Origin of the sequence: Catellatospora chokoriensis (genome assembly GCF_011297315.1) — a bacterium.
Lineage (GTDB): Bacteria > Actinomycetota > Actinomycetes > Mycobacteriales > Micromonosporaceae > Catellatospora > Catellatospora citrea.
On sequence record NZ_JAAOTI010000029.1, the window covers coordinates 54,198 to 72,148 of the forward strand.

Sequence of the window (17,951 nt, forward strand, 5' to 3'; positions counted from 1 at the left end):
GGTGGGGGTCAGCTGGGGTTGGGGTTGGCCCAGGTGACCATGCGGACCGGGCGGGAGCCCTCGGGCCGGGAGGCCGGGTCCGTGATGCGCTGGTTGTGCTTGGTCAGCACCGCGACCAGTTCGTCCTCCAGCGCCTTCAGCTCGTCGGCGGTGAGCCAGGTGACGTTCTGGACGGTGAAGGCGGCGTGCCGCCATGAGGTGTCGTCGCTCTGCCGCTGCTCGTCCCACTGGTTGCGCAGCGCCAGCTCCTGGGCCAGCAGCGTCGCGTTCAGCTCGCTGCCCGCCTGCATCAGCTCCGGCGGCTCGTCCGGCCCGCCCCACCGGTTGCCCATCGGCACCCAGCGCCACGGCCGGTTGCGGCCGACGCCGCCCTCGGCCTCTTCGATGAACCCGAACTTCGCCAGCTGCCGCAGGTGCCACGAGCAGTTCGCCGCCGACTCCCCGACCCGCTCGGCCAGTTGCGTGGCCGTGGCCGGCCCGTGCAACCCGAGCTCATTGATCAGCCGCAACCGCAAGGGGTGCGCCATCGCCCGCAACATCCGCGGGTCGGTGATGTCCCGCATCGGCAATCTCTCCGTCACATCAAAAGCATCCTTTCAAAAGAACCCTTTCGTCAACCCCTTTCTGCGTTGATCATGAACCTATGGGCGGGTTCGGCGGCGTGTCGTGGCCACAACTTCATGATCAACACGGGGCGAGTGGGTGATCCGCCAGGTGAAGGGCGTGTCGGTGCGGGGGTGGGGGCGGGCGGGCGGCTTAGCCTGAGGGCTGGTCACCGACGGAGGTCCCCTTGCCGCGAGGATCCAGCCCGATCGTCCGCCGCCAGCGCCTCGGCGTGGAGCTGCGCCGCCTGCGTGAGACCGCCGGTCTCACCGGTGAGCAGGTCGTCGACCAGGTGGGCTGGGCGGCCAAGTCGAAACTGTCGCGGTTGGAGAACGGGCGCAGCCGCCCGGACCTCGCCGACGTGCTGGACCTGCTCGACCTCTACCAGGTGTGCGGGCGGGACCGGGACCAGCTGGTGGCGATCGCGCGGGACGCCGGCAACACCCGCGGCTGGCTGCGCGCCTATCCGGTGATGACACAGCGGCAGCGCGGTTACGCCGAGCTGGAGGCGGGCAGCGCCCGCATCAGGGAGTACGGCCTGGCGATGATCCCCGGTCTGCTGCAGACACCGGAGTACGCGCGGGCCCGCATCCTCTCCTCGCGCCCGCTGTCCGGGGTGGCGTCGCCGGCCGACCCGGTGCCGGCGCAGCGGTCGAACCCGCAGGTGGGGCCGGTGGCCGAGCTGCCCGCGCCGCAGGAGCCGGACACCGAGGTGGCGGCACGGCTGGCCCGCCAGGCGATCCTGACCCGGACCCCGGACGCGCCGAGCTACGAGGCGATCCTCGACGAGCAGGCGCTGCTGGGCCGCGGCGCGCCGGACGAGGTGCGGGGCGGGCAGCTGGCCCATCTCGCGACGCTCGCGCAGTTACCGAACGTGACGATCAGAGTACTGCCGCGCGCGGCGACGGTCGGCCAACACTTCATACCGCATACGGGATTTTCTATCTATCACTTTCCCGACCCGGACGACCCGGAGACGGTGGCCGTGGAGACACTCGCCCGTGAGCTGGTGCTCACCGACCGCAACAGTGTCGAGCGATACGCGCGCGTCTTCGGCTGGCTCGGTGAGGCCGCGTTGGACCCGGCGCGGTCCTGGGCGTGGATAAGCGCCCGGATCAGCTGATCTCCCCGGCGGAAAATTACGCTCCGTCACCCGTTCGGGCGGTGCTGCTCGACGATCGTCGCGTCTTGCTTGATTCCCACTGGGGAGATGCACAAGCATGACATCAGCCGAATGTGGAATTTCCACCCATGGACTCCACAGTCGACCTCCGCCCGGCAGGCAGTGACGGAGCAGCGCATGCGGTACCTGATCGTTCGCACCGAGGTTCGACCCTTCGCGCCCGAGGATGTGGTCGCGTCGTTCCTCGATGAGCAACCGCTGCGCGACGAGACGGCCACCCCCGAGCAGCGCCGCCAAGTGGCGGAGGCGGACAGCCTCGACGCCGCGCTCCAGCTCGCCCGCGCCCTGGCCTCGGTCGGCGCCGTCCGCTCCGGCCGCCAGCGCGTCAAGGTGGTCCGCCTGGACGCCCCCCGCTGGCCCAGCTGACCACAGGGCACGCAAAGATCGCTGTTTCGGCCGTCAGGCGAGGTCAGGCCTCAGATCTGACCCGAAACAGCGATCCGGGAAGTGCGCGACGATCCTCAGGCCGGGTCGGCGGCGGTTTCCGCGAGCGCGGCAAGGTGGGCCTTGACCTGGACGATGCTGGGGTTGGTCAGCGCGCTGCCGTCGGCGAAGCGCAGCGTCGGCACGGTCTGGTTGCCGCCGTTCACGCTCATCACGAAGTCCGCCGCGTTGGGGTCCTGCTCGATGTCGATCACCGTGTAGGTGATGCCCTCACGGTCGAGCTGGCTGCGCAGCCGGTGGCAGTAACCACACCACGTGGTCGAGTACATGGTCAGCATGGCGATCCTCGGGTCGGGGGAGCGGGGGCTCCCGGGGACTCTAGCGGTGGCAACATCAACGACACCTGGGATGATTCCCTGTTGTGACCCGAGACGCTGGCCCCGACACGGCCCGACCGCTGGTGGGGAGTCCTCGGCGGTCCGCCGTTCAGGCGGGGCGCCGGGACGAGCCACCAGCGGAGGTGCTCAGCGGCCTGGACGAGGAGCAGGCGGCCGCGGTCACGGCCCCGCCCGGGCCGGTGTGCATCCTGGCCGGCGCGGGCACCGGCAAGACCCGGGCGATCACCCACCGCATCGCGCACCGCGTGGTCACCGGACAGGTCCAGCCCAAGCACGTGCTGGCGGTCACCTTCACCGCGCGCGCGGCGGCGCAGCTGCGCGAGCGGCTCGCCGGGCTCGACGCGCACGGTGTGCAGGCCCGTACCTTCCACGCCGCCGCCCTGCGCCAGCTGCGCTTCTTCGCGCCGCGCCTGCTGCGCGGCCGGGAGATGCCGGAGCTGGTCGAGAGCAAGGCGCGGCTGATCGTGCTCGCCGCGGCGCGGGCCGGGGTGCGGGCCGACCGCACCGGCGCGCGCGACCTCGCCGCCGAGATCGAGTGGTCGAAGTCGTCGCTGGTGGAGCCCGGCGAGTACGTGGTCGAGGCGGCCAAGGCCGGCCGGGAGACCCCGCTGGACGCGGCCCAGGTGGCCGCCGTCTACACGGCGTACGAGCAGGTCAAACGCCAGCAGGGCGTGATCGACTTCGAGGACCTGCTGCGCGCCATGTGCTGGGGCATCGAGGAGCACTCCGACGTCGCCGAGCAGGTCCGCGCGCAGTACCGGCACTTCGTCGTCGACGAGTACCAGGACGTGAACCCGCTCCAGCAGCGGCTGCTGGAGGCATGGCTGGGCAACCGCACGGACCTGACCGTGGTCGGCGACGCGGCGCAGACCATCTACTCGTTCACCGGCGCGACCTCCTCCTACCTGGTGGACTTCGCGCGCAACCACCGCAACGCGACCGTGGTCCGGCTGGTCCGCGACTACCGGTCCACCCCGCAGGTGGTGGGCCTGGCCAACGCGGTGATCCGGCAGGCCAGGGGGAGCGAGGCGCGGCTGCGGCTGGACCTGGTCGGCCAGCGCCCGGCCGGGCCGGAGCCGGACGCGCGGGTCTTCGCCGACGAGCACAACGAGGCGGTCGCGGTGGCCCGCCGCTGCGCCGACCTGATCGCGGCGGGCACCCCGGCCTCGGAGATCGCGGTGCTGTTCCGTGCCAACGCCCAGTCGGAGACGTACGAGGAGGCGCTGGCCGACGCCGGGGTGCCGTACGTGCTGCGCGGCGGGGAGCGCTTCTTCGAGCGGGCCGAGATCCGCCAGGCGATGGTGGCACTGCGCTCGGCCTCTCGTGCCGACGGCGGCGACGACCTGGTCGGCACGGTCAGCGCGGTGCTGGTCGGGCTGGGCTGGCAGCCCGAGCGCCCGCCGTCGGGCGGGGCCGCCCGGGAACGCTGGGAGGCCCTGGCCGCGCTGGTACGCCTGGCCGCCGAGTTCCGCCCCGCGCCGGGTGCCGAGGAAGGGCTCGCCGGGTTCACCGCCGAGCTGGGCAGGCGCGCCCACGCGCAGCACGCCCCGACCGTGGCCGGGGTGACGCTGGCCAGCCTGCACTCCGCGAAGGGCCTGGAGTGGGACGCGGTGTTCCTGGTCGGGCTCGTCGAGGGCACCATGCCCACCGCGTACGCCCGCAGCGCCGAGGCGCTGGAGGAGGAGCGGCGGCTGCTGTACGTCGGCATCACCCGGGCGCGGCGGATGCTGTGGCTCAGTTACGGCGAGGCGCGCTCGTCCGGTGGGCGGGCCCGGCGTCCGTGCCGGTTCCTGCAGGGCGTGCCCGGGTTGGCGCCGTTCGGCGGGCAGACCGCCGCCCCCCGGGCGGAGCGGCCCGCGCCGGGTGCGCCGCGGGTGCCGCGCAAGACCGTGATCGTGAGCTGCCGGGTGTGCGGGGCGACCCTGCTCGCCGGGCCGGAACGCAAGCTCGGCCGGTGCGCGGGCTGCCCCTCCTCGCTGGACGAGGAGCTTTTCGAGCGGCTGGGCGACTGGCGGGCCAGAGTCGCCGCGGCGGCGAAGATCCCCGCGTACGTCGTCTTCACCGACGCGACCCTGACCGCGCTGGCCGAACGTCAGCCATCCGACAGAGCGGGCCTGGTGGAGATCGCCGGCATCGGCCCGCGCAAACTCGAGCTGTATGGCGAGGCCGTTCTCGCCCTGTTGAAGGGCGCTTCGGTGGCGGATTTGCTGCCTGAACAACCGACTTCAGAAGATCTCCAAAAAGATTTGGCAACAGAGCCGTAAAACCGTTTGCGCCCTCCCGCCCGGGAGGCATAACCTTCGGTCACACCTTCAAGAGCACACATCCGTGCTGCTCCTGGCTGGTGATTCACGTTCTGCACCGACGAGGGCAAGTAGAGGAGGCGAGTCCCATGGAGATCACGTTCATCACCCCGAACGCTGTTGTGCCGGCGCTCGCCGCTGCCTGCGCTCCGTCGGTCACCGTCTCGCCGAACGCCCTGCAATTGGCACCCGCCGGCCACGCCACGCGTGGCGCAGTGGGCGCACTGGGCCTGGCGACCGTCACCGGTCTGCCGGTGGCTCAGCTGCCGGTCCTGCGACAGCTGGCCTGGAACCCGAACCCGATCAAGGTGGCCCCCATCGGTGCCGCCAAGCCGAAGAACAGCACCACCAGCACCACCCTGGCCTACCGGAACCAGGAGTCCTCGGGCATGAAGCTCGATGGATTCAGCGGGCTCCCACCTCGAGGTAAACCAAAGGTCTAAACCAGACCACCGGCTCACCTCGAGGCCGCGGAACCCGTACACCGGGATCCGCGGCCTTAGTTATTTCCACCCCCATGGAAAGCGATCCACGAGATCGAGATGAAAGGAAGGTGACCGGAAGATGAGTCTGGCGTTGGCCCCAGTACTCGACTTCAGCGTCGAGCTGGGTGCGGAGCTGCCCTGCCGGAAGTTCGACCCGGACCTGTGGTTCTCGGACGCTCCCGCGGAGCTTGAGCTGGCCAAGTCGCTGTGCGGCGAGTGCCCGCTCAAGGTCGAGTGCCTCTCCGGGGCACTGGAGCGCGAGGAGCCCTGGGGCGTCTGGGGCGGCGAGATCTTCGAGCGTGGTGCGGTCGTGGCGCGCAAGCGTCCGCGTGGCCGTCCGCGTAAGGACGACCTCGCTCGCGAGGCGGCCCTGGTGGCCGAGACCGAGGCGCGTGTCGCCGCGGTCACCGCTCGCGAGTCGGTCCGGCTCGCTGCCTGAGCAGCAACTCCGCATCACCCAATCCAGCCGCCTGCCGGCTAAGTCACTACCAGCGCATCGGAGAGAAGCAATGAGAAACGCCATCAGCGACATCTATATGATCCACGAAGCTATGAGTCGGGCTCGAATGCTTGAGCCTCAGAACATCCCCTCTGAGGCTTCCCGTTCCGCCCGTCAGATCACCGTCGCCGCGCGTCGGCGTGCACGTGAGCTGTCGCAGCGATAAGTGAAATACGGATGCCCGCCGGTTTCGCCGGCGGGCATCCGTGTATTTCGAGTCAGTGTGCCGGTTCGGCGAAGCCGGGAAGCCAGCGCTCCAGGATGGCGCGGTAGTGCGCCTTGGCCTCCAGCTGGCACAGCACGCCGATGGAGCCCAGCGTCACCCGGTGGATCATCAAGTAGGACGGCGGCAGGTTCAACTGCCGGCCCAGCGCGTACGCCGGGCTGCGCGGACTGGCCAGCCGGGCCGCCTCCTCGCGCAGCCAGGCCCGGGTGAAACGGAACTCGTCGGCGGCCAGCGGCTCCAGCATGGGCCGCACGTAGTCCAGCACCGCCTGCGCGTCGATGTCGGCGTTCGCGCGCACGAACCCCTCACCCTGCAGCCCCTTGAGCACCTCGTCAGCCCGCCCCGCCAGGGCCAGCCGGGTGATCCGGCCGACCGGCTCCGGCAGGCCCTGGGGCAGGCGGGCGACCGCGCCGAAGTCGATGACGGCGAGCCGGTCGTCGGGCAGCAGCCGGTAGTTGCCCGGGTGCGGGTCGGCGTGCAGGAGCCCGGCCCGCTCGGGGGCGGAGAAGTGCAGCGCGGCCATGAGCGCGCCGGCCCGATCGCGCTGCGCCACCGTGCCGGAGCTGATGATCTTCGAGAGCGGGATGCCCTCCACCCACTCGGTGACCAGCACCCGCGGGGCGGCGGCCAGCACCTGCGGCACGAGGATCTCCTCGTCCCCCGCGTACGCCGCCGCGAAGGCGCGCTGGCTGGCCGCCTCCAGCTCGTAGTCCAGCTCCTCGACGACCCGCGCGCGCAGCTCGGTGACCAGCGGCTTGACGTCCAGTCCGGGCTGGATCACCTTGAACAGCCCGGCGAGTCGGGACAGCTGGGTCAGGTCGGCGATCAGCGCGTCGCCCGCCCCCGGATACTGGATCTTCACAGCGACCGGGATGCCGGTGCGCTTGCGCGGCACCTTCCACTCGGCGCGGTGCACCTGGCCGATGCTGGCCGCGGCCGCGGGCACGTCGTCGAACTCGCGGAACAGGCTGCGCCAGTCGCTGCCCAGCTGCTCCGCCAGCACCTTGTGCACGGTGGCCGCGGGCAGCGGCGGAGCCGCTTCCTGGAGCTTGGTCAGCGCCTCGCGGTAGGGCTCCGCCAGCGCGTCGGGCAGGGCCGCCTCGAACACGCTCAGCGCCTGGCCGAGCTTCATCGCGCCGCCCTTGAGCTGACCCAGCACGCTGAACAGCTGCTCGGCCGTGCGCTCCTGGATCTCGGCGGAGATCACGTCGGTGGCCATCCCGGTGACCCGCTTGCCGAACCCGAGCACGGTCCGGCCGGCGAAGCCCAGGGGAAGAGATGCCAGCTTGGCGGTGCGGGAGACGGCGCGGCGCGGGATGTCGGTCACCGTGCCATTGTTGCCGACTCCCTGGATTTCGGCCGGTTCCGGCAGGTGAAGACCCTGTGGAGAATGTCAGCCACGCCGCCGCCGGGCGCAGTCGCAGGACGGGTGAGGTGACCAGGTGCGCCGCCGCCAGGGCAGCACACCGTTGATCTCGACAGTCGTGCCGATCGTGGTGGGGTCACCCCCGTCGAGGTAGGCCAGCACCTCGGCCGCGGCAAAGCCGGCGGCGGTGAGCCGGGTCGCCGCCGGGCACGGGTCGCCCCCGGCTGCCACCTGGGCGAGCTGGGCCACCAGCCGGGGCCAGGACGGGTCGCGGTCGGTGCGGTGCAGATCGAGGCAGTGCAGGCACGGCCCGCCGGAGACGGGCACGAGCGGCCCGACCACGGCGACCCCGTCGCGTACGGTCAGCGCCAGGTGGGGCACCCTGCGGCGGGTTCCGCGGGTGGACACGGCGTAACCCACCTGCACCCGGAACGTCGCGTCCGTGGCCCGCAGGGTGGCCGCAGGAGGCCCGCCTCCGCTCGCCGCGGGTGGACTTCCCTGCTGCCCCGCGTGCGGGCCCGTCCCGGCCTGCTCAGGCGAGCTGTGCACGGTGGCCGCCGGGTGGGGCGGGCCGGGCAGGGTGGCCGTCTGCGCGGGCGCGCTGTGCGGCGTGGTCGCCTGCCCGGGCGGGCTGTGCAGGATGGCCGCCGCCCCGGGCGAGGCCACCGTGCCCACCTTGCCCACCCCGGCGTCCAGCAGGGCCGTGGCGACCAGGCGGGCCGTGGGGCCCGATCCTGCGATGATCACCCGTGCCTGGCCTCGCCGCTGGAGCACCCTGGCCGGGCTGCCCGCGCTCTCGCGGCGCAGGGCGAGCGCGGCCGCCTCCTCGGCGAGCCGGGCCCGGTGCTCGGCGGGCAGTGCCGCGGGCATCAGCGCGTGGGCCGGCAGGACCAGGCCTCGCTGGGTCAGCGCGGCGAGCACCTCGCGCACGTCCTCGGCCCGCATGCCGAGCCGTGCCATCTCGGCCAGCAGCGCCCGCTCGGTGCGGGAGCCGTCGAGCAGTTCGAGCAGCCGGCCCGCCGACCGGTGCGACAGTTCCAGCACGACCGCGTGCTCGGGGTCGGTGCCCAGCTGGACGGTGTGACGGTCGCGCCACATCGGGCGCAGCCCCGGCAGCAGGGCCGGACGGGACATCGGGGAGCGGCTCACAGCCGTGAGGGTGCCAGCGCCAGAGGGCGGTCGGCCGCGGTTATCCACAGCCCGTCCCCCGTGATCAAGAGGTTTTCCACAGTCCTGACCTGGGTTATCCACAGATCTTGGGGAAGATTGTCGGAAAAGCGACAGGAGCCCGCAGTGTCTGCGGGCTCCTGTCTCGCGTTGTTCCTCAGGCCTTGCCGAGAATGCGGTTCACGGTCGTCCCGCAGACGGGGCAGGGCCCCTTGGCCATCCGCATGCCAGTCTTGGAGATCTCCACCTTGCCGGTGAAATCACGCTTTTCCTTGCACTTCACGCAGTAGCCGTTGTACTTCTCTTCGGCCACGGTTCCTCCTCATGATCCACGGTGACTCGTCCCGGCGGCTTGCGCTGTGACGGTCGAAGTCTGCCTGCCCGAATCGATCTGAGTAGTCAGGTTACGCGGGACACGCCGGAGTCATCACGCTTGCAGAAAATGAGGCATTTTCTCGTAGTCGTCTGTGCATTGAGTTTTATCCCTTATGCGAACCAGTGGTGCGGGTCACGGTCAGAAGAATTTTCTTGGCGAAGACCACCTATCCCGGCAAATCTGGCGATGATCACAAGATTGACTCTTGCGCCACCCTGGCACCGGGCCGCTAGCGTCCTTGCCGTGAGTAACACCCCCCTGGTTGCCCCCGGGTGCCCCCTGGTCTGCGCCGGTCGCTAATGGCCGCCGCACGCAAGCCCGTGGTAGAAGTCCGACGCAGTGAGCGCCGGCGGCGGACGGTGTCCGCCTACCGCGAGGGGGAGCGGGTAGTGGTGCTCATCCCCAGCCAGTTCTCCCGCGCCGAGGAGAGCGAGTGGGTCAGCAAGATGCTCGCCCGGCTCGCCGCCCGCGATCAGCGCAGCCTGCGCAGCGACGCCGAGCTCGAAGCCCGCGCCCGCCAGCTCGCCTGCCGTTACCTCCCCGAGTTCGGCGCCGTGGCGGTGCCCGCCACCGTGCGCTGGGTCGGCAACCAGCACGGCCGCTGGGGTTCCTGCACCCCCGCCGACCGCACCATCCGCCTGTCCGAGCGGGTGCGCGAGATGCCCGCGTGGGTCGGCGACTACGTGCTGCTCCACGAGCTGGTGCACCTGATCGTGCCCAGCCACAATGCGCGCTTCTGGGCCCTGGTCGGCCGCTACCCGCGCACCGAGCGCGCCCGCGGTTACCTCGAAGGCATCGCCGCCGCCGAACACGCCCGCGCCGAGTAGACGCACTCCCGCGCCCGCCGCACCCACCGGCCACCAGCTCGCCTCGGCGCATGCGGGCCACCGTGCGAATTCATAGACGCTGGCCTATTACATCGAGTATTTGTAGATCAAACTCGATGTAATAGGCCAGCGTCTATGTAAGGATGGTCGGTCGACGCACGTCGGCGTGGGCGGAGTGCCCGACCGGGCTCGGGTCAGTCCTGCTTGGGGTCGGCGTCGGGCTCGTCCCCGGTGTTCGGGGTGCCCGCGTCGTGGCTCGGCAGGTCGTCGAGGCCGCTGAGGTCGAGGACCGTGGTGTCGGCGGCGGTGGCGTACGCGACCGGGTCCGCGAAGTCCTCGTCGTCGGGCAGCAGGTCGGGGTGGTCCCACAGGGCGTCGCGGCCGGACACGCCGCGGTGCTCGGTCAGCGCCGCCCACAGCGCCGCGGCCTCGCGCAGCCGGCGGGGCCGCAGCTCCAGGCCGACGAGCGCGGCGAAGGTCTGCTCCGCGGGGCCGCCTGCCGCGCGGCGGCGGCGGAACGTCTCGGAAAGGCGTACGACATTGGGCAGGCGGTTGCCCGCGGCCTGCTCGACCACGTGCGTGACCCAGCCTTCGACCAGGGCGAGCACGGTCTCCAGGCGGCGCAGGGCGGCCTGCTGCTGCGGGCTGTCGTCGGGCGTGAAGATGCCTTCGAGCTGCAGTTCGGCCATCGACTCGGGGTCGGCGGGGTTGACCCGGCCCAGCGCCTCCTCGATGGCCTCGCGGTCCACCCGGATGCCGTTGGCGTAGGCCTCCACCGCGGTCAGCACGTGTCCGCGCAGCCACGGCACGTGGCCGAAGAGCCGCTGGTGGGCGGCCTCGCGCAGGGCCACGAACAGGCGCAGCTCGCCCGGGTCCAGCTCCAGGCCCGCGCCGTACGCCCGGATGTTGGCGGGCACGAGCGCGGCGGTGCCGTTCGGGCCGAGCGGCAGGCCGATGTCGCCGGCCGAGAGCACCTCGACGGCTAGCTTGGCCAGCGCGGTGCCGAACTGGCCGCCGAACAGCGCGCCGCCCAGGCTGCTGATCATCGCGGCCATCGGGCCGAGCTGGGCGCGGGCCTCCGGCGGGACCAGGTCGCCCATGGCGTTGACCATGCGGTCGGCGACCGGATCGGCCAGCTTGCGCCAGACGTCCAGGGTGTTGAAGATCCACTCGTTGCGGTTCCACGCGGCGGTGGTGAGCACGCCGCTGGGCAGGGAGGTGGCCGGGTCGAGCCACAGGTCGGCCAGGCGCAGCGCCTCGTCGACCTCGCGGCGGTCGGCGGCGGACACGGCCGGGTCACCCTCGCTGTTGAGCGAGGTGGTGGCGACCTGCCGGGCGAGGTCCCAGTTGACGGGGCCGCCGCCGCTGGAGCTCATCGCCATCAGCTGCTGCAGCCCCGCGAGGAACTGCTGCATCTGCTGCGGGTCGTTGGGGTCTGGTGGTTGGCCGCCAGGAAGGGCGAACCCGAACGGGGTGTCAGGCACGCCCTCCACCGTACGCGAAGTTGAGCCCAAGTGACTCATACCCACCCCGTGATAGGGGACAAGTCAGGGTTCAGCGAGTGCCCGGACCGCCCGGATAGGCTGGCCGCCATGAGACGTCGCGGGTTGACTGTGGTGCTGGGCGCCCTCCTGGCCGTGCTGCTGCTGTTCGCCATCGGGCAGGTGAAGGTGCCCTACGTGGTGGAGAGCGCCGGCCCGACCGTGGACACCCTGTCGGCCGTCGACGACCAGGGCGAGGTCTGCACGCCGGGCGCACCGGGCGCCTCGGCGAGCTGCCACGACGTCATCTCGGTCACCGGCGGCCCCGCCGCCACGAAGTCCGACGGGCAGCTGCGGCTGGTCACCGTCAACGTGCAGTCGTCCACCGATCTGGTCTCGGTGATCCGGGGCTGGTGGTCCGACGAGGAGGCGGTCGTCCCGTACGAGCTGCTCTACCCGCCGGACGCCAGCCGCGAGGAGATCGACCAGCAGGGTCAGGAGGACTTCAAGAACTCGCAGTCCAGCGCGGAGACCGTGGCGCTGCGCGAACTCGGCTACCCCGTGCGCATCGCGGTGGAGACGGTGGTCGCGGGCGGCGCCTCCGACGGCCGGCTGAAGCCGGGCGACGTGATCGACACCGTCGACGGCACCGCGGTCACCTCCAACGCCAAGCTGCTGGAGCTGATCCAGGCCAAGCCCGCCGGCAGCACCCTGAAGCTCGGGGTGACCCGCGACAAGACCCCCACCACGGTGGAGGTGACCACCAAGCCGGCGTCGGCCACCGACGACACGCCGCGGGTGGGCATCGAGGTCAAGACCGACCAGCCGCACCCGTTCACGCTGAACATCAAGCTCGACGACATCGCCGGCCCGAGCGCCGGCCTGATGTTCACGCTCGGCATCATCGACAAGCTCAAGCCGGAGGACCTCACCGGCGGCAAGGTCATCGCGGGCACCGGCACCATCGACGACGAGGGCAACGTCGGGCCGATCGGCGGCATCCCGCAGAAGCTGTACGGCGCCAAGGCGGCCGGCGCCAAGATCTTCCTCACCCCTGCCGCGAACTGCGAGGAAGCCAAGGCCAACGCGCTGCCCGGACTGCCGCTGGCCAAGGTGAGCACGCTCCAGGACGCGCTGGCCGCGCTGGCGACCGTGCGCGCCGGTGGCACGCCGCCTTCCTGTTAATCAGCTGAGAAAACGCGGGGCCCCGTCCGCCGGGGTCCCGCGTGAAACAGCACGTCAGGCGACTCACCACGGTTTCGTAAGGCCTGCCATCAGTGCCGCGCTCTTGCACGGCAACGTAGGCTTCCACCGTGGTGACCCGATCAAGTCAACTGCCGCACATGAGCCGTCGCGGACGAGCCTGGCTCATCGTGCTGACCGGCCTTCTTGTCTTCTTCGCCGTCCTGGGCTGGGTGGTGGAGGCGTGGACCGAGTGGCTCTGGTTCGACGAACTGGGTGCGACCCAGGTCTTCGCCGGTCAGCTCGGCACCCGGATAGGGCTGTTCGCGGTGTTCGGCCTGATCATCTGGGCGTTCCTCTTCGGCAACCTGTACCTGGCGTACAAGCTGCGCCCGTTCCTGCCGCCGACCGGGGTCGAGCAGCAGGCGCTGGAGCGCTACCGCTACCTGCTCGGCCCGCACCTGATGCGCTGGTTCGCGCTGGCCGCGGGCGCGGTCGCGTTCTTCGCCGGGCTCGCCGCGCAGGGGCACTGGCAGCAGTGGCTGCTGTTCGAGAACGCGGAGCCCTTCCACCAGAAGGACCCGCAGTTCGGCATCGACATCGGCTTCTACGTCTTCAAACTGCCGTTCTGGCAGTACCTGCTGAACACCGGCTTCACCGTGACGGTGCTGGCGCTGATCGGCGCGCTCGGCGTGCACTACCTCTACGGCGGGGTGCGGCTGTCCGGCGCCGGTGACCGGATGACCACCGGCGCGCGGGCCCACCTGACCGGGCTGGTCGCGCTGTTCGTCAGCCTCAAGGCGATCGCGTACGTGCTGGACCGCCGGGCGCTGCTGCTGGACACCATCTCCGGCACCGACCTGACCGGCGCGGGTTACACCGACATCCAGGCGCTGCTGCCGGCCAAGGAGATGCTCACCTACATCTCGGTGATCGTCGTCATCGCCATCCTGATCTTCTCGAACGCGGTCATGCGCAACCTGGTGTGGCCGGGTGTCGCGCTGGGCCTGCTGGCCATCTCCGCGGTCGCCATCGGCGGCATCTACCCGTGGGGCGTGCAGACGTTCCAGGTGGACCCGAGCCGCAACGTCAAGGAAGCGCCGTACATCGACCGCACCATCGCGGCCACGCGCGCGGCATACGGGCTGGACACCGCGACGACCACGCCGTACGCCTCGGACACGGTCGAGCCGCCCGCGTCGCTGGCGCAGGACAAGACGATCGTGCCGAACATCCGCCTGCTCGACCCGGCCGTGGTCGCCGAGACCTACACCCAGCTGTCCCAGGTGCGCAGCTTTTACCAGTTCGGCGACAAGCTCGACATCGACCGCTACACCATCGGCGGCAAGACCGCCGACTACGTGGTGGGCGTACGGGAGATCGAGTACAGCAAGCTGACCACCGCGCAGAGCAACTGGATCAACAAGCACACCGTCTACACCCACGGCTACGGTCTGGTCGCGGCGCCCGCCAACACCACGGTCTGCGCCGGCCAGCCGCTCTTCGTGTCCGGGTTCTTCACCGGGCAGGCGCAGAGCAGTGAGCAGGGCTGCTCGTCGGCCACCGACCAGCTGCCCGTCGAGCAGCCGCGCATCTACTACGGCGAGCGGATGGGCGAGTACGCCATCGTCGGCAAGCCCGACGGCGGCACCAGCGCCGAGTACGACCGGCCCACCGGCGAGGCCACCGACGCCCGCTACACCTACACCGGTTCCGGCGGCGTCGACCTGGGCTCGACCTGGCGGCGGCTGCTCTACTCGATCAAGTACGCCGAGTCGAACTTCCTGCTGGCAGACGCGGTCAACGACAACTCGAAGATCCTCTACGAGCGTGACCCGCGCACCCGGGTGCAGAAGGTCGCGCCGTTCCTGACGCTGGACGGCGACCCGTATCCGGCCGCGGTCGGCGGGCGCGTCGTGTGGATCATCGACGGCTACACGACCAGCGCGAACTACCCGTACGCGCAGCGCATCGACCTGCAGGACGCGACCAGTGACTCGCTGACCGGCGACGGCACGTTCCGGCTCGCCCGGCAGGACATCAACTACATCCGCAACTCGGTGAAGGCCACCGTCGACGCCTACGACGGCACCGTCACGCTCTACGAGTTCGACGACAAGGACCCGATCCTCAAGGCCTGGAACAACGCCTTCGGCGGCAAGCTGATCACCGAGAAGGCGAAGATCCCGGCGGAGCTGGCGCAGCACTTCCGCTACCCGGCGGACATGTTCAAGGTGCAGCGCGACCTGCTCACCCGGTTCCACGTGAACAACGCCAACGACTTCTTCAACGCGCCCGACTTCTGGGCCGTGCCCAACGACCCGGCCACCGCCGGCACCTCGGCCAAGCAGCCGCCGTACTACCTGCTGACCCAGCTGCCCGGGCAGACCGAGCCGCGCTTCCAGCTCACCGCCGCGGTGACCCCGCGGGAACGGCAGAACCTGGCCGCGCTGATCTCCGGGTCGTACGTCGACGGCAAACCGACACTGCAGGTGCTGGAGCTGAGCAAGGACGGCCGGATTCCCGGCCCGGGTCAGGCGCAGCAGCTGATGGAGAACTTCGATTCGGCGCGAACACAGCTCAACATCTGGGGCAACAACGTCGTCAAGGGCAACCTGCTGTCCCTGCCCTACGGCGGCGGCATGCTCTACGTCGAGCCGATCTACCTGCGCTCCAGCGGGGAGAAGGCGTACCCGCTGATGAAGAAGGTGCTGGTCAGCTACGGCGACAAGGTGGCCTTCGCGGACACCCTCACCGACGGCATCAAACAGCTGGTCGGGACGACCACCGGCACACCGCCGGTGACCACGCCCGAGCAGCCGCCGCCGACGACCGGCACGCCGAACCTGAACGCCGCCGCGGAGAAGGTCAACAAGGCCATCGACGACGTGCGGGCCGCGCAGCAGTCCGGCAACTTCGAGGCGTACGGCAAGGCGCTGGCCGCCCTGGAGGCGGCGATGAAGGAGTTCGAGCAGGCCAGCGGAACGACGCCGCCCCCGGCCAGCTCGCCCTCCCCACCGGCGCCCACGCCGACGCCCGCCACCACGGGCTGACGGACGACACGGGGTGAGCGCTGAGACGGCGCTCACCCCGTGTCGATTTGCGGCCCGAGCGATCAACCGGCTATGGTTTAGAGACCGACGCGGGGTGGAGCAGCTCGGTAGCTCGCTGGGCTCATAACCCAGAGGTCGCAGGTTCAAATCCTGTCCCCGCTACGAACGAAGGACCCGGTTCCGATGGAACCGGGTCCTTCTGCATGTGGGTAGGGTGACCAGAGTGACCAGGGAAGACCTCATCCGGCTGCGGCAGGCCCGCGACCGGGTCGACCGTGACTACGCGCAGCCGCTGGACGTGGCCGCGCTGGCGCGCACCGCCCTGATGTCACCCGGGCACTTCGCCCGCAGCTTCCGGGCCGCCTTCGGGGAGACCCCGCACAGCTACCTGATGACCCGCCGGATCGAACGCGCCCAGGCCCTGCTGCGCCGGGGCGACCTGAGCGTCACCGAGGTCTGCCTGGCCGTCGGCTTCACCTCGCTGGGCTCGTTCAGCAGCCGGTTCACCGAGATCGTCGGCGAGAGCCCGAGCGCCTACCGGGCCCGGGACCACTCCTGGACGGCGAACCTGCCGGGGTGCGTGGCCAAGCGATACCTGCGCCAGGTCCGCAACGGCGAAGCCGGCCGCCGGGCCGGGACAGCGGCCTGACGACCGGCTCGCCGCCGCGTAGGTCAGGGCGTGACCGCGATGTTGGTCAGGCCGGTGGTGGCGTTGGCGACGGTGTTGGAGGCGTACACCACGTTGAGGTTGCCGGCGCACTTCGAGGTCGAGGTGACCCGGATCGCGTACTGGCCGACCCCGCCCAGGTCCGAGCTGTTGGCGCGCCACACGTTGCCGCAGCCGTTCAGGAACGACGGCGTGGTCGCGGGGTTGTGCGTCTCGTAGCCGTTGACGAACGTGCCCGGCGCGGCGAACGTGCCGGTGTTGTTCTCGATGAGGTAGCCGATGCCCTTGGCGTCGACCCAGGAGTCGGCCGAGTTCTGCCCGGAGATGCCGCGCCCGTCGAAGGTGTTGCCGCGGATGACGCCGTCGAAGGTGCCCTCCTTGACGTCGATGTGCTCCGCGGCGACGTACGGGCCGATGCGGTTGTTCAGCACCTGGACCCGGTCGGAGCGGTCGACGCCGCCGGAGTTGCCGTGGCAGGCCCAGTTGGACCCCGCGGAGCCGAGGTAGACGCCCTCGCCGTAGCCGGGCTGCACCAGGCCGGTGTACTCGACGATCGAGTCGCGGATGATCCCGTCGGCCGAGGAGCGGCGGAAGTGCACGCCCTCGTCCTCGGTGTGGTGCACGTACACGTTGCTGATCGTCACGTGGTGCGAGTTGTCGAGCACGATGCCCTTCTTCGACTCGGCCACGGTGAAGCCGGTGAGGTTCCAGTAGGGCGCGTCGAACAGCCACAGTCCGTAGCCGGAGTCCCAGCCCGCGGTCGGCGCGGGGCAGGACGGGCCGGCGCCGCTCGGCCCGTCGTTGATCAGCACCGCGGTGCGCGGCCCGGTCAGCGTGATCCGGGCGTCGGCCGTGCCCGCCCGCGTGGTGGCGAACGCGCCGCGATACGTGCCCGGCGCGAGCCTGATGGTGACTCCGGGGCTCACGGTGCTCAGCGCGCTGCTCAGCTGGGCGGCGGTGGCCACGTCGATGACCGGTCCGCCGGGAGGCGGGGAGGACGGCGGCGGCCCTGACGGCGAGGGTGACGGCGACGGGGGAGCGGACGGCGACGGGGAGGCCGACGGGGCCGGGCCGCCCGCGCAGGAGCCGCCGTTCACGGTGCAGTTGACCGGGGTGCCGAGCCCGGCGGCGTTGAAGCCGAACGTCTGCGACGCGCCCGGGTTGACGGTGCCGTTCCAGCCCACGTTGGTGAAGGTGTAACGCTGCCCGCTCTGGGTGCGGACCGAACTCCACGACGAGCTGACCGTGCTGCCGGCGGGCAGGTCGAACGAGACGGTCCAGCCGGTGGCGGGGGCGTCGCCGGTGTTGGTCACCGTCACGTCGGCGCCGTATCCGGTGGCCCACACGCTGACCTGGGTGACCGTGGCGCGCAGCACCGGACCGGCGGCGTGTGCGGCAGTGCCGGTCAGGTAGGGGACCGCTGCGCCGAGCAGGGCGACCGCCGCCGTGACGGCCACCGCGCGGAGGGATCGCATCGACTGGCTCCTTTCTAGAAGGATTGTTGCCAGTCATCGAACACTGTGGCAGCCGTGCTGCCAAGAGGACGAGGTCCGTGAATGTCGGCGATTAACCGATTGGACACGGTCGACAACGGTGACATAGTCTGTGCAAGCACCCGACGCGGGGTGGAGCAGCTCGGTAGCTCGCTGGGCTCATAACCCAGAGGTCGTCAGTTCAAATCTGGCCCCCGCTACGAAAGACCGAAGCCCGGTTCCTGGCCAGGAACCGGGCTTCGGCGTATGCGGGGTCAG

General features: G+C 70.6%; 16 protein-coding genes and 2 tRNA genes. 11 read left to right on the plus strand and 7 right to left on the minus strand.

The genetic code is table 11. The annotated features are described in order from the left end of the window. Positions 1-8: 8 nt before the first annotated feature. Positions 9-581: a winged helix-turn-helix domain-containing protein gene (locus HAV39_RS33470; protein ID WP_191843185.1), complete on the minus strand. Its 573-nt coding sequence runs from the start codon at positions 579-581 to the stop codon at positions 9-11. 209 nt (positions 582-790) lie between these two features. Here HAV39_RS33470 and HAV39_RS33475 point away from each other — a divergent pair, with 209 nt between their 5' ends. Then, positions 791-1,726, plus strand: coding sequence for a helix-turn-helix domain-containing protein (locus tag HAV39_RS33475; protein ID WP_191843186.1), 936 nt, complete (start codon positions 791-793; stop codon positions 1,724-1,726). 177 nt (positions 1,727-1,903) lie between these two features. Beyond that, positions 1,904-2,152 (plus strand): hypothetical protein, encoded by a 249-nt coding sequence (locus HAV39_RS33480; protein ID WP_120321679.1) that lies wholly within the window; start codon positions 1,904-1,906, stop codon positions 2,150-2,152. A gap of 95 nt (positions 2,153-2,247) precedes the next feature. On the opposite strand, the gene HAV39_RS33485 is transcribed toward HAV39_RS33480, so the two are convergent. After that, complete coding sequence (locus HAV39_RS33485) at positions 2,248-2,508, minus strand: mycoredoxin (RefSeq protein ID WP_120318147.1); 261 nt, start codon at positions 2,506-2,508, stop codon at positions 2,248-2,250. A 182-nt stretch (positions 2,509-2,690) separates the two neighbouring features. On the opposite strand from HAV39_RS33485, the gene HAV39_RS33490 reads away from it, so the two are divergent. From HAV39_RS33490 to HAV39_RS33500, 3 genes are all read left to right on the plus strand, one after another. After that, positions 2,691-4,832: an ATP-dependent DNA helicase UvrD2 gene (locus tag HAV39_RS33490; RefSeq protein WP_191843187.1), complete on the plus strand. Its 2,142-nt coding sequence runs from the start codon at positions 2,691-2,693 to the stop codon at positions 4,830-4,832. A 128-nt stretch (positions 4,833-4,960) separates the two neighbouring features. Then, complete coding sequence (locus HAV39_RS33495) at positions 4,961-5,314, plus strand: hypothetical protein (protein ID WP_191843188.1); 354 nt, start codon at positions 4,961-4,963, stop codon at positions 5,312-5,314. Between the two features lie 121 nt (positions 5,315-5,435). Beyond that, on the plus strand, positions 5,436-5,795 hold the full coding sequence (locus tag HAV39_RS33500; RefSeq protein WP_120318150.1) for a WhiB family transcriptional regulator: 360 nt from the start codon (positions 5,436-5,438) through the stop codon (positions 5,793-5,795). 278 nt (positions 5,796-6,073) lie between these two features. On the opposite strand, the gene HAV39_RS33505 is transcribed toward HAV39_RS33500, so the two are convergent. The 3 genes from HAV39_RS33505 to HAV39_RS33515 form a co-directional block, all read right to left on the minus strand. Further along, entirely contained in the window at positions 6,074-7,408 is a 1,335-nt protein-coding gene (locus tag HAV39_RS33505; protein ID WP_191843189.1) for an ABC1 kinase family protein, read from the minus strand. Positions 7,409-7,474: 66 nt separating this feature from the next. Beyond that, on the minus strand, positions 7,475-8,596 hold the full coding sequence (locus tag HAV39_RS33510) for a hypothetical protein (RefSeq protein ID WP_191843190.1): 1,122 nt from the start codon (positions 8,594-8,596) through the stop codon (positions 7,475-7,477). Between the two features lie 175 nt (positions 8,597-8,771). Continuing rightward, positions 8,772-8,927 carry a DUF5679 domain-containing protein gene (locus tag HAV39_RS33515; protein WP_166381884.1) on the minus strand — a complete coding sequence of 52 codons (156 nt, stop codon included), beginning with the start codon at positions 8,925-8,927 and terminating at the stop codon, positions 8,772-8,774. 362 nt (positions 8,928-9,289) lie between these two features. On the opposite strand from HAV39_RS33515, the gene HAV39_RS33520 reads away from it, so the two are divergent. After that, entirely contained in the window at positions 9,290-9,817 is a 528-nt protein-coding gene (locus HAV39_RS33520) for a M48 metallopeptidase family protein (protein ID WP_120318153.1), read from the plus strand. 194 nt (positions 9,818-10,011) lie between these two features. Here HAV39_RS33520 and HAV39_RS33525 read toward each other — a convergent pair whose 3' ends face one another. Continuing rightward, on the minus strand, positions 10,012-11,301 hold the full coding sequence (locus tag HAV39_RS33525) for a zinc-dependent metalloprotease (RefSeq protein WP_191843191.1): 1,290 nt from the start codon (positions 11,299-11,301) through the stop codon (positions 10,012-10,014). A gap of 108 nt (positions 11,302-11,409) precedes the next feature. Between HAV39_RS33525 and HAV39_RS33530 the strand changes: the two genes are divergently transcribed. The 4 genes from HAV39_RS33530 to HAV39_RS33545 all read left to right on the plus strand — a co-directional run bounded on the left by HAV39_RS33530 (position 11,410) and on the right by HAV39_RS33545 (position 16,182). Then, a complete protein-coding gene (locus HAV39_RS33530; protein ID WP_191843192.1) occupies positions 11,410-12,483 on the plus strand; it encodes a YlbL family protein in 1,074 nt (357 codons plus the stop codon). A 158-nt stretch (positions 12,484-12,641) separates the two neighbouring features. Then, positions 12,642-15,533 carry a UPF0182 family membrane protein gene (locus HAV39_RS33535; RefSeq protein WP_191843193.1) on the plus strand — a complete coding sequence of 964 codons (2,892 nt, stop codon included), beginning with the start codon at positions 12,642-12,644 and terminating at the stop codon, positions 15,531-15,533. A gap of 88 nt (positions 15,534-15,621) precedes the next feature. After that, a tRNA-Met gene (locus HAV39_RS33540) sits at positions 15,622-15,695 on the plus strand. Between the two features lie 61 nt (positions 15,696-15,756). Beyond that, positions 15,757-16,182 (plus strand): helix-turn-helix domain-containing protein, encoded by a 426-nt coding sequence (locus HAV39_RS33545; RefSeq protein ID WP_191843194.1) that lies wholly within the window; start codon positions 15,757-15,759, stop codon positions 16,180-16,182. A 23-nt stretch (positions 16,183-16,205) separates the two neighbouring features. On the opposite strand, the gene HAV39_RS33550 is transcribed toward HAV39_RS33545, so the two are convergent. Beyond that, a complete protein-coding gene (locus tag HAV39_RS33550) occupies positions 16,206-17,675 on the minus strand; it encodes a cellulose binding domain-containing protein (protein WP_191843195.1) in 1,470 nt (489 codons plus the stop codon). 144 nt (positions 17,676-17,819) lie between these two features. Here HAV39_RS33550 and HAV39_RS33555 point away from each other — a divergent pair. Next, positions 17,820-17,893: transfer RNA gene (locus tag HAV39_RS33555), tRNA-Met, on the plus strand. Positions 17,894-17,951 lie beyond the last annotated feature (58 nt).

Excerpts from the sequence above, each read along its gene's own strand:
- HAV39_RS33480 (WP_120321679.1), top strand. The coding sequence starts at position 1,904 with ATGCGGTACCTGATCGTTCGCACCGAGGTTCGACCCTTCGCGCCCGAG.
- HAV39_RS33485 (WP_120318147.1), bottom strand. The coding sequence starts at position 2,508 with ATGCTGACCATGTACTCGACCACGTGGTGTGGTTACTGCCACCGGCTG.
- HAV39_RS33495 (WP_191843188.1), top strand. The coding sequence starts at position 4,961 with ATGGAGATCACGTTCATCACCCCGAACGCTGTTGTGCCGGCGCTCGCC.
- HAV39_RS33500 (WP_120318150.1), top strand. The coding sequence starts at position 5,436 with ATGAGTCTGGCGTTGGCCCCAGTACTCGACTTCAGCGTCGAGCTGGGT.
- HAV39_RS33520 (WP_120318153.1), top strand. The coding sequence starts at position 9,290 with ATGGCCGCCGCACGCAAGCCCGTGGTAGAAGTCCGACGCAGTGAGCGC.
- HAV39_RS33530 (WP_191843192.1), top strand. The coding sequence starts at position 11,410 with ATGAGACGTCGCGGGTTGACTGTGGTGCTGGGCGCCCTCCTGGCCGTG.
- HAV39_RS33535 (WP_191843193.1), top strand. The coding sequence starts at position 12,642 with ATGAGCCGTCGCGGACGAGCCTGGCTCATCGTGCTGACCGGCCTTCTT.
- HAV39_RS33550 (WP_191843195.1), bottom strand. The coding sequence starts at position 17,675 with ATGCGATCCCTCCGCGCGGTGGCCGTCACGGCGGCGGTCGCCCTGCTC.